Consider the following 12622-nt stretch of genomic DNA (forward strand, 5'->3'; position numbering starts at 1 on the left):
TGTTGCTCCTGCTGGCTGAGACCCAGTTGTTCGCAGGCCTGCTCAAAGCTGATCCCCAGATGGCACATCATGATATCCAATAACGGGAGGGCTTAGTTGGCTTGGCTCTGCTGTTGCTGCAATTGATCCAGTGCCTGTTGCTCCTGCTGGCTGAGACCCAGTTGTTCGCAGGCCTGCTCAAAGCTGATCCCCAGATGGCACATCATGATATCGATGGCGGGCAGATAGTTTTTCATAGCTTCTTCCATGGTGATCCTCCAGACCCGTCACTTATGCCCTGAACCACTCGGTGCGGCAATTAGACTTTAGGCTTAGTTTGTCCATTTGATCAGCACCCCTGCCACTGGGGTAGGGAATTTGTTACCCTGCACCATGATAAAAACGGTTGCCGTATGACTGCGAGCAACAGGTGAGGAGCAGGGCATGTTATTGAGTTTCTTGATCATCGCTTCAGGTTGGTGGCACATCCGTGCTGCCTACGGTTCAGACTGCCGCCAGTTCTATATCAGCAAGCCGCTTACCATGCTGCTTATCATCGCGTTGGCGTTCGGCTACCAGAGTTATGACCACGATGGTTCACACGCTTGGATCCTGCTCGGCCTTTGTCTCTCGCTGGCGGGCGATGTGCTGCTGATGTTGCCAAGCGATCGCTTCATTCAGGGGTTGGCGGCATTTCTTGTCGCGCATCTCTGCTATATCGTCGGTTTTGCCCAGGGGCCATTGCTGCTCAATCTGGTGGATGGTTTGCTGCTGTTGCTGATCGCCGGCATGGTATTCGGCCTGCTGTGGGGCAAGCTGGGGGAGATGCGGATCCCGGTCTTCTGCTACATGCTGGTGATCATCGGCATGGCCTGGGTGGCCGCCGGTGCCTGGCACGCCTCTCTCACTGCCGGTTCGGCCGCCGCTCTGGTGGGGGCGCTGATGTTCCTCTTCTCCGACAGCATGCTGGCGCTCGATCGCTTCCGCCACCCCTTTCCCCACGCCCGCGCCTGGGTGATGAGTAGCTACTTCGCAGCGCAATTCCTGATCGCGGGGTCGCTGGCGGGATAACGCCTTCTGGTTGAGTGCAGGTAACAGATAACGAAAAACGGGCATTGGCCCGTTTTTCGTTTTATGCCCGGCGTTTTTCACGCCTCTAGCGGTTCGGCATCCGCAGCCCGTGGGGCGGGGGATTTGAGCAACAGCATCAGTGCGCTGGCGATCAGCAGGAAGATCCCCATGATGTAGAACACCTGGTTGTAGGCCATGATGGCCGCTTCCCGGTTGATGGTATTGGCCAGCATGGCGTGGGCTTGCTGCTGGGCAATCTCGGGGCCTGAACCCTGCGCCATCATGCTCTGGGCCAGTTGCAGCAGATAGCTCTGCCCCTCGATACTGCTGGCGGCCAGAGTGCTGCCAATCTGCAGCACATGGGTGCGGGTATCGTTGTCGAGCAGGGTCGCGATGATGGCGATACCGAACGCACCACCGAGGTTGCGCAGCACGTTGAGCAGGGTCGAGGAGGAGGGGATCTCGTCGTGGCTCAGGCTGGCGGTGGCGACCAGGGAGAGCGGCACCATGATGAAGGGCTGCCCCAGCGCCCGCACGATGAGGGACTGGATCAGCTGCGGCCCGGCGTAGTCGGCACTCATGTTGACGTTCATAAAGCAGCTGACGGCGAAGATCAGGAAGCCGAAGCTCACCAGATAGCGCGGGTCTATCTTGTGGGTCAGCCTGGGTACCAGCGGTAGCACCAGCAGTTGCGGTAGTCCCATCCACATCAGGACTTCGCCGATTTCCAGCGCGTTGTAGTTGTGGATCTGGGTCATGTAGAGCGGCAGCACATAGATAGATCCCATCAGCGCCATGCCGAGGATCAGATAGGCGAAGCAGGCCAGCGCGAAGCGCGGGTTGTGCAGCAGCCGCAGATTGACCAGCGGGTGACGGCGGATCAGCTGGCTGATGACGAAGAACACCAGCGCCACCGCCGAAATGACTGCCAGTCGCACGATGAAGCTTGAGCCGAACCAGTCTTCCCGGTTGCCCTCTTCCAGTACCACCTCCAGCAGGCCGAGGCCAAGCGCCATGGTGACGATGCCGATGAGGTCTACCCGCTTGATCACGGCCCAGTCCACCGGTTTTTTATCAAGCCCGTGGGCCAGCATGGCCATCACCAGCAGTCCCGGCGGCACGTTGAGATAGAAGATGTAGTGCCACGACATCTGCTCGGTGAGCCAGCCACCGAGGGTTGGGCCGATGGCGGGGGCGAAGGTGGCGCAGAGGCCAAACAGCGCCATGCCGGTGGCCCGCTTCTGTAACGGCAACAGGGTGACGATGAGGGAGAAGGCCATCGGGATCAGCGCCCCGCCAGTGAAGCCCTGCAGCGCCCGGAAGACGATCATGCTGGTGAGGTTCCAGCTGAACGAGCAGAGCACGGAGGCGGCGATAAACGCACCGGTGGTCCAGAGCAGGTAACGGCGCACACTCAACCCCCGGCTCAACCAGCCGCTCAGGGGGATGGCGATCATCTCCGCCACCAGATAGGAGGTGGAGATCCAGGAGCTCTCGCTCAGGGTGGCCGACAGGGCCCCCTGAATATCCTTCAGGGAGGCATTGGTGATCTGGATATCGAGGATGGCCATGAAGGCGCCGATAAGGCCCCCCATGACCGCGATCCAGTTGCGACGTGGAATGGGTTCCATCAGTTGGCAGCCACCACGGGCTCAGGAGTGCGGGTATCCACGATCACTTCGGTGGAGAGACCCGGCAGCAGCTTGCCTGCCAGCGGACCTGGCTCGGGGATGCGGATCTTTACCGGCACCCGCTGCACGATTTTGGTGAAGTTACCAGTGGCATTCTCCGGCGGCAGCAGGGCGAACTTGGCGCCGGTCGCCGGGGCCAGGCTGTCGATGATCCCCTCGACCGGTTGATCCGGGTAGGCATCGAGCACCACTTCGACCTTCTGGCCCGGCTGCATATGGGCGAGCTGGGTCTCCTTGAAGTTGGCTTCGACCCACACCTGCTGCAGCGGTACCAGGCTGGCGACCTGCATGCCGGACTGGACGTAGAGCCCTTCCCGCAGGCTGCGCTTGCCAATGATGCCGTCAGCAGGCGCCCGCAGCTCGGTGTAGCCGAGCTCCAGCTTGGCCTGCTCCAGTTGCGCTTCGCTCAATGCCAGCTTGGCCAGATTCTGTTTGCGTTCGGCATCCAGTACCAGCAGTCGCTCACGGGCCGCTTGCAGGGCGGCTTGGGCCTCCCGGGCTTGCGCCTGATTGACCTGCAGGCCTGCTCGCACCTCGTCCAGACTGTCTTGCGAGCTGTAGTGGCGCTGGTTGAGCTGACTGATCCGGTTGACCTGCTGGCTGGCGCGCAGCTGTTCAGCATTGGCGGAGGCGACCTTGGCCTCTGCCTGCTGGATCAGGCTCAGTTGTTGGGTGCGGGTGGCGGCCAAATTTTCGGCCGTCGCCTGATTGAGGCGCAGGTCGGCTTCGGCCTCCGCGACCCTGGTTTTGTATTCGCGATCATCGAGACGAGCGATCAGTTGGCCCGCTTTGACCGGCTGGTTGTCGGTGACCAGCACTTCGCGGATATAGCCGGGCAGCTTGGAGCTGATCCCGGTCACTTCACTTTGCAGATAGGCGTTGTCGGTGCTTTCAAAATAGCGGCCGTGAAGATACCAGTAACCGGCGAACAGCAGACCGAGCAGCGCCAATATCATGGCTGCCAGCAGGGGAATTTTTTTGTGTTGACTCATTTTTGTGATTCCTGAACTTAAGGGGCGCAGGCTAACACTGGTCAACTGTTTCGATTAGTATTGGTTCACGAGATATACAGTTTCACTGGTGCAACAATGGATCTCAATGCCGCGTTAATTCTGGTGCGTATCGTCGACAAGGGCTCGTTTACGGCGGCCGCCCGCGAGCTGGGGATGACCAAGGCGATGGTCAGCCGCCGGATCGCCGAGCTGGAACAGCGGCTCGGTGTGCGTCTGCTCTATCGCTCCACTCGTCAGCTCACTTTGACCGAGGAAGGGGAGAAGTACTACCTGCACTGCAGCAAGGCGGTCGATGCCCTGACCGAAGCCGAGCTGATGCTGAGCGCCAGCCAGCAGGAGGTAACCGGCACCCTCAAACTGGCGGTGCCCATCGAGACGGGGCAACTGGTGGTTGGGCGCTTGGTCGCCAAGTTTTTGCAGGCCTATCCCGCCCTGCAGGTGGAGCTGGAGCTGACCAACCGGGTGGTGGACCCCATCAGTGAAGGGCTGGATGCGGTGGTGCGGATTGGCGACATGAGCGACTCCAATCTGGCGGCGCGCCGACTCTGGAGCACCGGAAGGCTGCTCTGTGCCAGCCCGGACTATCTGGCCCGCAGCCCGGTCATCGAGCGGCCGGAGGATCTGGCCAACCACGAGCGGGTGACGGTGAGCAGCGGGTTTCTCGCCTCTCACTGGTGTTTCGAGCTGGATGGCAGAGAGGTGCTGGTTGACCCCCCATCCCGTTTTCGGGTCAATAATATTACCTGTGCCCGGGAGGCAGCGAAGGCGGGGCTGGGGTTGGCTTCGTTACCCGCTATGCTCTGTCAGGATGAGCTGGCCAGCGGCGAATTGGTGATCCTGCTGCCAGAGTGGCAGCAACCCAGGGTGCCAATTTATTTGCTGTTTCCGGAGCGGCAACTGATGCCGCGCAAGTTGCGGGCATTCATCGATTTCATGATTGAGAACGGCGCTGAGTTTGGCATCGACAAGTTGTTGTAAGGGGGAGCTATGGATAACTGGATCAATCTCTATCGCGCCTCACACACCCTGGAGGCGCACGCGTTGAAAGGGGCGCTGGAGGCGGAAGGGGTGCTGGTGCGCCTCAATGGCGAGGGGCTGTCTGGCGCCCTTGGCGAACTGCCGGTCGACATGTTGCAGGTGACCCTGATGGTGCGGGCCGAGGATCGCAGCAAGGCAGGACGGGTCATCGAGCGTTACCAGCAGCGTCAGGGTAACGGCTGGCTGTGCGGCCAGTGCGGGGAGGAGAACGGCGCCAACTTCGACGTCTGCTGGCGCTGTCATCACGATCCCCACGACAGCTGATCTCTCTTCCGCTAGCGCGGCGGGAACTCGATATCTTCCCCTGCGCTGGCATCGTGATAGGTCGCCAGATCCAGCTCGTTTTCGCTGCGGGCGATCAGCACCGACACCAGAATATCCCCCGATACGTTGACCGTGGTGCGCGCCATGTCGAGGATCCGGTCAATGCCTGCAATCAGTGCCACCCCTTCCAGCGGCAAGCCCACCGCTGTCAGGGTCAGGGTCAGCAGCATCAACCCGGTGCCAGGGGTACCTGCCGTACCGATACTGGCCAGGGTGGCGATGCTGATGATGGTCAGATAATCGACCATGTGCAGATCCACCCCGAATGCCTGAGCTACGAACAGCGCTGTCACTCCCTGATAGAGGGCGGTGCCATCCATGTTGATGGTGGCGCCGATGGGCAGCACCTTGGCGGTGATGGCGGGAGAGACTCCCAGCCGCTTCTCGGCGCAGGCCAGACTGATGGGCAGGGTGGAGTTGCTGGAACTGCTGGTAAACGCAACCGCCTGGGCATCAACGATGCTCTTGAAGTAGTGCAGCGGATTGAGCCGTGCCAGCAGGAGCAGCAGGGTGCTGTAGACCCCGAGCACGTGCAGCAGGCAGCCGAGGTAGACGGCGCCGATCACCTTGAGCAGCGGCAGCAGCAGGTCGAGACCGTACTTGCCGGTCATCCAGGCCATCAGAGCGCAGACACCGTAAGGCGCGAGCGCCATCACCATCTGGGTCAGCTTGAACATCCCCTCGGCCAGCGAGGTGAAGAAGAGGATGGCGGGGCGGCCACGGCGACCGCTGGCATTGAGGGCGACCGCCAGCGCCACCGCAAAGACGATCACTTGCAGGATCTTGCCATCCACCATCGCCTGTACCGGGTTACTCGGCACCAGATGGCTCAGCACGCTGGCCAGGGTGGGTGGTTCCGACATACCGACCCGCTCATAGGGGCCCATGTCGGCACCCATGCCGGGTTCCAGCAGCCAGCCCATCATCAGGCCGATGCAGATGGCGATGGCGGTGGAGCAGAAGTAGAGGCAGATCGCCTTGCTGCCGATGCGATCGAGGGCCTTGCCCTTGAGCAGCGAGGTGAGACCGGCGATGACCGAACAGAAAATGAGAGGCACCATCAGCATCTGGATGGTGTTGACGAACAAGACGCCAAGGGGCTTGAGCAACAGGGCTTGCTCTTCAAAGCTGACGCCCAGACCCACCCCTGTCAGCATGCCGATCAGGGTCTTGAGCCAGAGTGGTCGGCGGGTCCAGATCTGCCAGGGCTTGAGAGCCTCTCCATGGAACAGCATGACGCCAATATCCTTATACATTGTCTGCGATGGCCAAAAAGGGGCGCCAGTGTAGCGATCCCTGACGCGGGTTGCCACATTATCGACAAAGCGGTGGCGGTGACCACTCCCCTGACCAGGTAATGCGCAATTTATTGGCCTATATCAAGATCCCTCCGGGCGGGGAGATATTTAATTGGCATTAAATATGTTCATTATTGAGGTGAGAGATGTCGCAATCGGTTCATGGTCACGAAGTGATGGAGATGATGTTGGCACAAGGGGGACAATTTACCCGTGCCAGCCTGAAACAGGCGATGGCCGAACGGTTCGGTGCCGAGGCCCGTTTTCATACCTGCAGTGCCAGCGAGATGGATGCGGAAGCGCTGATCGATTTCCTGGCCGCTCGTGGCAAATTCATCGACTCGGCTGAGGGTTTCCAGACCCGCGCAGACAAGATCTGTAACCACGGTTAATCCCGCTGCGAGCGCATCATGGCGCTCGCTCAATTCTTCGCCCTTTGCTATATTTCGCCCCCTCTCTTTTCCCTATTCAGGGCGTAGCCCGGGCGTTGTATGGATACTTTCTCTGCCGCAGTCATGCTGTTTCTGATCATGGACCCGCTGGGTAACCTGCCGGTCTTCCTCTCTATCCTGCGTCATATTGATCCCAAGCGACGTCGCAAGGTGATGGTGCGCGAGCTGCTCTTCTCGCTGGCCATCATGATGCTGTTCCTGTTCGTCGGTCAGCAGATCCTCGGCTTCCTCAACCTGCGGCAGGAGGCGGTCAGCATTGCGGGGGGGATCATCCTGTTCCTGATCGCCATCAAGATGATCTTTCCGAGTGAGGGGGGCGTGACCGGGCTGGCGGCGGGCGAGGAGCCCTTCCTGGTGCCGATGGCGATCCCGATGATTGCCGGCCCCTCGATCCTCGCCTCTTTGATGCTGCTGGCCAATCAGGAGCCGACCCGGATGGTGGACTGGTCGCTGGCGCTCTTTATGGCCTGGGCCGCCAGCGCGGTGATCCTGATGTTCTACGAGGTATTCAACAAGCTGCTGGGTGAGCGGGGACTCACTGCGGTGGAACGGTTGATGGGTATGCTGTTGGTGATGATCTCGGTCCAGATGCTGCTGGACGGGGTACATCACTATCTGGCGGTGACCGGCCAGGGCTGAGTGGTTTACATCTTGAAGTGAATGAAACGGGGCTACGCAGAGCCCCGTTTTTTGTGCCGCCGAGAAGGCGTGCCGTCATCCGTGAGTGGTCGCTGCAGGTTCCAGTTTGCTCATGATGAGGGACAGCAGCAGCTCCCGCAGCCAGCGGTGGCCCGGATCCTCGCTGTGACGCTGATGCCAGATCAGCAGATGGGAGATGCTGTCCAACCCGATGGGCAGCGGCAGCTGTAACAGCGGATAGACCTGGGTGGCGTGGCGGGCGTAGAGCCGGGAGAGCGTTACTATCATGTCGGAGTGCATCCCCATCCGCAGCGCCGCCTCGAAGGAGGGCACGGTTGCCTCGATACGCCGGTAGAGATCCTGCTCTGCCAGCTTGTGATCCAGCATCCAGCGGTCCCGCCCCTCGCAGTAAGTCTGTACATGGGGATAGCTGAGGTAGTGCTCCAGATTCCAGTTGGGCTCCCGCAGCGCGGGGTGGTGCTGCTGCACCAGACAGGTGAGATCATCGACCGCCAGCACTCGCTGACAGATGCTGTCGGGCAGGGTATCGAGCCGATAATCGGAGCTGATGCAGTTCTCTCGCACCGCGAAGGCGATGTCCACCTGTCCCTGACTCATCTCGGTCAGACTGTTCTCGGTCCACTCCTCGTAACGCAAGCGGATCCTTGGTGCCTGCCGCTTCAGCTCGCTCAGGTAGAGCGGGGCAAACAGGGTAAAGGCGCTGTCCATGCTGGCGATGACGAATTCCCGCTCCGAGCTGGCGGGGTCAAACTCGGGCGGCTGGATCAGGTTATCCAGCGACAGCAGGATGGGTTGCAACTGCTGCTGCAGTGCAAGGGCACGGCCGGTGGGTTCCAGCCCGTAGGCAGATCGGATGAAGAGGGGATCATTGAAGGTATCGCGCAGACGGCCGAGGGCTTTACTGACCGCGGACTGGCTCAGATGAAGGCGGCGTGCCGCCTTGCTGCCGTTGCGCTCTTCCAGCAATACCTGCAGGATAATCAGCAAATTGAGGTCGATGCGACCCAGTTGTTCCAGCAGCATGATATGAATCCTCTTCAATTCTAAGATGAATTTATACCATTTGTTTTCATATCTTGGCGATCTTATCCTCGAATGGTCTCAGGTTCGCATGAACCACTGGTACAGGATGTAGCGGTTGAGGGGACATGTAGCACAATCAATATGGCGACCTCAGGGTCGCCCTATTTTTTGGCTATGATTTATTTGCTCACTTGCACCTGCCTTGATTTTGCCCAACAATCCCTGCGCTCTATTTTGATACAAGTAACAGATATCTCTTTGTGAGGGAGTATCCCTATGGGACTCGGTGGAATTCATATCTGGCATATGCTGATCCTCTTGCTGGTCGTTGTGCTGGTCTTCGGCAGCAAGCGTCTTGCCAGTGCAGGTGAGGATCTGGGGACCGCCATCAAAGATTTTCGCAAGGCGATGCGTGACGACGCAAATCATCCGAAATAAGCAGTAGGAGTAGAAAATGTCTGTAGACGAGAAAGTTGAACTGAACGAAACCTGTGACAGCTGCGGCTGTTTTGCCGAGATCGGCACCATCATCGGCGAAGGCGACGATGTGATGGAGCTGGTTATTGAAGCCGCGGCCGAGGCGGATGCCCGCGCCAAGCTGGCTGCCTATGAAGTACTGGCCAAACAGGTCACCGCCGAAGCTCAAGTGAGCAGCGAACTGACCCAGGGCGCCAACGGCGTGATCCTGAAAGCCCGCCTGCAATTCACCTGCACCGCCGAAAAACTGATTTTCGAAATGCGGGCCCGCTCTATCTGAGTTGTCTGATAACGCGGCAGGTTTGCCTGCCGTGTTGACCCTTCTGCTGTGGGTCGGCGTTCTATAGTTACTCTATCCCACAGACGTTTTGCCCGGCGCGAGTCGGCCAACAGAAGGCGTAAATATCATGACGCAGCGATGGATCTCTGCCCCCAATCCCACCCTCTATCGTGATCCGTGCTGCCAACAGGCAGCAGGCGTGACCTCAGCACAGGGGCAGCCATCGTGATGCGACGCTGGATTTGGGCTCTGCTGGCCCTCTGCTGTTTTTCCCTGCTGGCGGCTGAGCTCAAGCCGGTGCGTTTGCCCCAACCCGGGGACCTCGAAAGCATTCTGCAAAAGCGCGAACTCAGGGCTCTGGTGGTCTATGAGCGCGGTTTCTATTTTCTCGATCGCGGCACCCAGTACGGCATTCTGGTCAATCAGCTGCAAGGATTCGAGCGCTGGCTGAACAACACCTATCTCGCTAAAGAGAAGGTCAAACTCAAGGTGGTCTACATCCCGGTGCGGCAGGACAAGCTGCTGGACTATCTGACCGAGGGGCGTGGTGATCTGGTGGCGGCGACCATGACGGTGACCCCGACCCGGCGTGAACAGGTGGCCTTCTCCCGGCCGCTCATCTCTTCCATCGAGGAGTGGGTGGTTAGCCAGAACAGCCTGCCCGCCTTCAGCCGCATTACCCAGCTCTCCGGCAGGCGGGTCTGGGTGCGGGCCAGCTCCAGCTACTACGAGAGCTTGCGCCAGCTCAACTGGTTGTTTCGCGAGTTGGGGCTGCCCCCCGTCTATATCGAGACGGTGCCCGAATATCTACAGGATGGCGATCTGCTGGAGATGGTGGCCGCCGGCATTATTCCCCTGACGGTGACCGACAGCTACAAGGGGCGGATCTGGCTGAGTGGCATGATCTCCGGTCTCAAGGCTCACAAGTTGATCCCCCTGCGCAGCAACGGCACCAGTGGCTGGGCGCTGCGCAAGAACAGCCCCGAGCTGCTGAAAGCGGTCAATGGCTATCTGGCGAGCGTCAGCCGCAACAGCCTCTACAGCGACATGACCCTGCGCCGCTTGCTGGTTCGCAGCGATCAGATGAGCAATATCCTGGCGCCGGATCCTATGGGGCGCCTCGCGACCATTCGCAAGGTGCTAGAGAAGTACGCCAATCAATACGATCTCGACTGGCTGATGCTGGCGGCGCTTGGCTACAAGGAGTCCGGCCTCAATCCCAAGGCGCGCTCGCCCAAGGGGGCCGTGGGCCTCATGCAGTTGCTGCCCAGTACGGGGCGGGAAGTCGGCATCAACGGCGCCAGACTCACCACGCTGGAGGGAAATGTGGAGGCCGCCTGCCGCTACATGCGGTTGATCCTCGATACCTACTTCAATGATCCCAAGCTGGATCGGCTCAACCGCCACCTGTTTGCCCTCGCCGCCTACAACGCTGGGCCGAACCGGGTGCAGGCGCTGCGAGGCAAGGCGGAGAAACTGGGACTCGATCCCAACGTCTGGTTCGGTAACGTGGATCAGCTGGTGGCCAACGAAGTCGGACAGGGGCCGATCAACTATGTCGGCACCATCTACAAGTACTACGTGGCCTATCGTTTCAGCCTGCCCCAGATCGAGGGCAAGGCTGCCGCTATCGAAGCGGCTCAGCCCTGAGCCGGTTGACCGGCAGGGTCGCCTGCACGGTCGGCAATTGCCAGCCACCGTCCCTGTGTTGCAAAAACCAGTGAGCAGGGCCGGTGGCCGGGATGAGATCTGGCTGGCTGAGCTGGCCCAGATAGCGCAACATCGGGGTATCATGCAGTTCCATCAGCAACTCCTTTTGAATATGTGAAGAGGCTCGCCAGCGTTATGACACCCGGCCATGACAGCAGGATGACACCATGATCCCCGGATCCTTTGCCCTGATCGACGATCCCCAGCTGGCGCTCAAGGTGCGTTGTCACTGGATCCGCCATGCCCGCGAGCGGATCCAGGCGCAGTACTACAGCTGGGAGGAGGACAGCAGCGGCAAGCTGCTGCTGAGCGAGCTGCTTCACGCCGCCCGGCGTGGCGTCAAGGTACAGCTGCTGGTGGATGATCTCTATGCCGGTGACAACCGCTTTCTGGAGATGGTGGCTCACTACCCGGGGATCGAGGTACGGCTGTTCAACCCCTTCTGGCTGCGGGGCTGGCGCCCGCTGGCACTGCTGCTGGAGGGACTGCTCAGCTTTCGCCGCATCAACCACCGGATGCATAACAAACTGCTGCTGGTGGATGGCAAGCTGGCGCTGATCGGCGGGCGCAACATCGGTGATCGCTACTTCGGTCTGGATCCGCAAGCCCCCTTCGTGGATCTCGATCTCGCCTGTCAGGGGGGACTGTGCCAGCAGATGGTGCAGGGGTTCGAGCAGTTCTGGCACAGCCGCTGGAGTCACCCCATCCGCCATCTGTTGCGCCGCGAGCTGCTGCCCGCCGAAATAGAGGTGGTCAACGACTTCCTGTTCACCATGACGGATCCGGCGGTAGCGACGGTCTACGATCTGCCCGCGGCGCTGTTTGACGAGCGCGATGTGCCGCTGCAATGGCATGAGGGGCGGGCCGAGGTGTGGTTCGACCGTCCCGGCAAGGGGCTTATCTCCCGTCCCACCACTGCCCGTCAGCTCTGGCGCCAGCTGGCTGACAATCCCGGCTCGCTGGGGTTGGTGACCCCTTACCTCATCCTGACCCGCGGGTTCCGGCACCGTCTGGCGCGGCTGCGCCAACAGGGGATCGCCATCGACATTCTCACCAACTCGCTGGCCAGCACCGATGTGCCACTGGTCTATGGTGCCTATCAGCGTTATCTCGGCTGGTTGCTGCGCCAAGGGATCCGGGTCGCCGAGTTTGACCATGGCCACGGCAGCCTGCACGCCAAGTTGATCCTGCTGGGGGAGGAGCGGGCGCTGTTCGGCAGCCTCAACCTCGATCCTCGCTCACTGTTTCTCAATACCGAACTGATGCTGCATCTGCACTGCCCGCCGATCTGCGAGGCGCTGCGAACGTGGCTGGCTCGCTGGCAGGAGCAGGCCGGTGGATTGCCGCGCAAACCCGAGGGGTGGCCAAGGCGACTGATAGCCCGTCTGAGTGACTGGTTGCCCCTGCGCCGTTGGCTGTAAGGCAGCCATTTTTTGTGCGAGATCTCGCAAAGCCTTGTAAGCCATTGCTGATGCCCTTTGCGGGTGAATAACCATGCATGAATCTATCTTGCTGTTTTATAACAATTTAGTGGTGATGATGAGGCTGTTTTTTGTACTCTGATGTGAATGGAATTAGCATAAAAACGTTTTTTATTTTGTTTTTA

The 12622-nt window shown here is 60.0% G+C and carries 15 protein-coding genes; 9 read left to right on the forward strand and 6 right to left on the reverse strand.

The window, feature by feature from the left end; genetic code table 11:
* Nucleotides 1-92 precede the first annotated feature (92 nt).
* Entirely contained in the window at nt 93-236 is a 144-nt protein-coding gene (locus tag G5182_RS13860) for a hypothetical protein (protein ID WP_162182404.1), read from the reverse strand.
* Between the two features lie 187 nt (nt 237-423).
* On the opposite strand from G5182_RS13860, the gene G5182_RS13865 reads away from it, so the two are divergent.
* The gene (locus G5182_RS13865) at nt 424-1050 is read left to right on the forward strand and encodes a lysoplasmalogenase (protein WP_113740353.1); all 627 of its coding nucleotides are present in this window, start codon (nt 424-426) and stop codon (nt 1048-1050) included.
* Nucleotides 1051-1127: 77 nt separating this feature from the next.
* Here G5182_RS13865 and G5182_RS13870 read toward each other — a convergent pair whose 3' ends face one another.
* Nucleotides 1128-2681 (reverse strand): DHA2 family efflux MFS transporter permease subunit, encoded by a 1554-nt coding sequence (locus tag G5182_RS13870; protein WP_227341808.1) that lies wholly within the window; start codon nt 2679-2681, stop codon nt 1128-1130.
* On the reverse strand, nt 2681-3733 hold the full coding sequence (locus G5182_RS13875) for an HlyD family secretion protein (RefSeq protein WP_021231553.1): 1053 nt from the start codon (nt 3731-3733) through the stop codon (nt 2681-2683). The genes G5182_RS13870 and G5182_RS13875 overlap by 1 nt, the downstream gene beginning before the upstream one ends.
* Before the next feature lie 96 nt (nt 3734-3829).
* Between G5182_RS13875 and G5182_RS13880 the strand changes: the two genes are divergently transcribed.
* Both G5182_RS13880 and G5182_RS13885 read left to right on the forward strand, forming a co-directional pair.
* Complete coding sequence (locus G5182_RS13880; RefSeq protein ID WP_139433146.1) at nt 3830-4732, forward strand: LysR family transcriptional regulator; 903 nt, start codon at nt 3830-3832, stop codon at nt 4730-4732.
* Nucleotides 4733-4741: 9 nt separating this feature from the next.
* Complete coding sequence (locus G5182_RS13885; protein WP_005339933.1) at nt 4742-5056, forward strand: DUF2007 domain-containing protein; 315 nt, start codon at nt 4742-4744, stop codon at nt 5054-5056.
* Between the two features lie 11 nt (nt 5057-5067).
* Here G5182_RS13885 and G5182_RS13890 read toward each other — a convergent pair whose 3' ends face one another.
* Nucleotides 5068-6351, reverse strand: a complete 1284-nt coding sequence (locus G5182_RS13890) for a dicarboxylate/amino acid:cation symporter (protein WP_203119382.1) — start codon at nt 6349-6351, stop codon at nt 5068-5070.
* A 209-nt stretch (nt 6352-6560) separates the two neighbouring features.
* Here G5182_RS13890 and G5182_RS13895 point away from each other — a divergent pair, with 209 nt between their 5' ends.
* Both G5182_RS13895 and G5182_RS13900 read left to right on the forward strand, forming a co-directional pair.
* Nucleotides 6561-6806: a YecH family metal-binding protein gene (locus tag G5182_RS13895; protein ID WP_005357633.1), complete on the forward strand. Its 246-nt coding sequence runs from the start codon at nt 6561-6563 to the stop codon at nt 6804-6806.
* 99 nt (nt 6807-6905) lie between these two features.
* Nucleotides 6906-7505 (forward strand): YhgN family NAAT transporter, encoded by a 600-nt coding sequence (locus tag G5182_RS13900; protein ID WP_041234986.1) that lies wholly within the window; start codon nt 6906-6908, stop codon nt 7503-7505.
* 75 nt (nt 7506-7580) lie between these two features.
* Here the strand turns inward: G5182_RS13900 and G5182_RS13905 are convergent, their stop codons facing one another.
* Complete coding sequence (locus G5182_RS13905) at nt 7581-8549, reverse strand: LysR family transcriptional regulator (protein WP_005357635.1); 969 nt, start codon at nt 8547-8549, stop codon at nt 7581-7583.
* Between the two features lie 276 nt (nt 8550-8825).
* Between G5182_RS13905 and tatA the strand changes: the two genes are divergently transcribed.
* The 3 genes from tatA to G5182_RS13920 all read left to right on the forward strand — a co-directional run bounded on the left by tatA (nt 8826) and on the right by G5182_RS13920 (nt 10956).
* On the forward strand, nt 8826-8987 hold the full coding sequence (tatA, locus tag G5182_RS13910; RefSeq protein WP_005339944.1) for a twin-arginine translocase TatA/TatE family subunit: 162 nt from the start codon (nt 8826-8828) through the stop codon (nt 8985-8987).
* Nucleotides 8988-9003: 16 nt separating this feature from the next.
* Nucleotides 9004-9306 (forward strand): YfcZ/YiiS family protein, encoded by a 303-nt coding sequence (locus tag G5182_RS13915; RefSeq protein WP_227341809.1) that lies wholly within the window; start codon nt 9004-9006, stop codon nt 9304-9306.
* A gap of 228 nt (nt 9307-9534) precedes the next feature.
* The gene (locus tag G5182_RS13920) at nt 9535-10956 is read left to right on the forward strand and encodes a transglycosylase SLT domain-containing protein (RefSeq protein ID WP_227341810.1); all 1422 of its coding nucleotides are present in this window, start codon (nt 9535-9537) and stop codon (nt 10954-10956) included.
* Here G5182_RS13920 and G5182_RS13925 read toward each other — a convergent pair.
* On the reverse strand, nt 10934-11110 hold the full coding sequence (locus G5182_RS13925) for a hypothetical protein (RefSeq protein WP_005339947.1): 177 nt from the start codon (nt 11108-11110) through the stop codon (nt 10934-10936). The genes G5182_RS13920 and G5182_RS13925 overlap by 23 nt on opposite strands.
* A 73-nt stretch (nt 11111-11183) precedes the next feature.
* On the opposite strand from G5182_RS13925, the gene G5182_RS13930 reads away from it, so the two are divergent.
* Nucleotides 11184-12437 carry a phospholipase D-like domain-containing protein gene (locus tag G5182_RS13930; protein WP_227341811.1) on the forward strand — a complete coding sequence of 418 codons (1254 nt, stop codon included), beginning with the start codon at nt 11184-11186 and terminating at the stop codon, nt 12435-12437.
* The last annotated feature ends 185 nt before the right edge of the window (nt 12438-12622 follow it).

The sequence above is a fragment of the Aeromonas sp. 600948 genome (assembly GCF_049174875.1).
Classification (GTDB): domain Bacteria; phylum Pseudomonadota; class Gammaproteobacteria; order Enterobacterales; family Aeromonadaceae; genus Aeromonas; species Aeromonas veronii_A.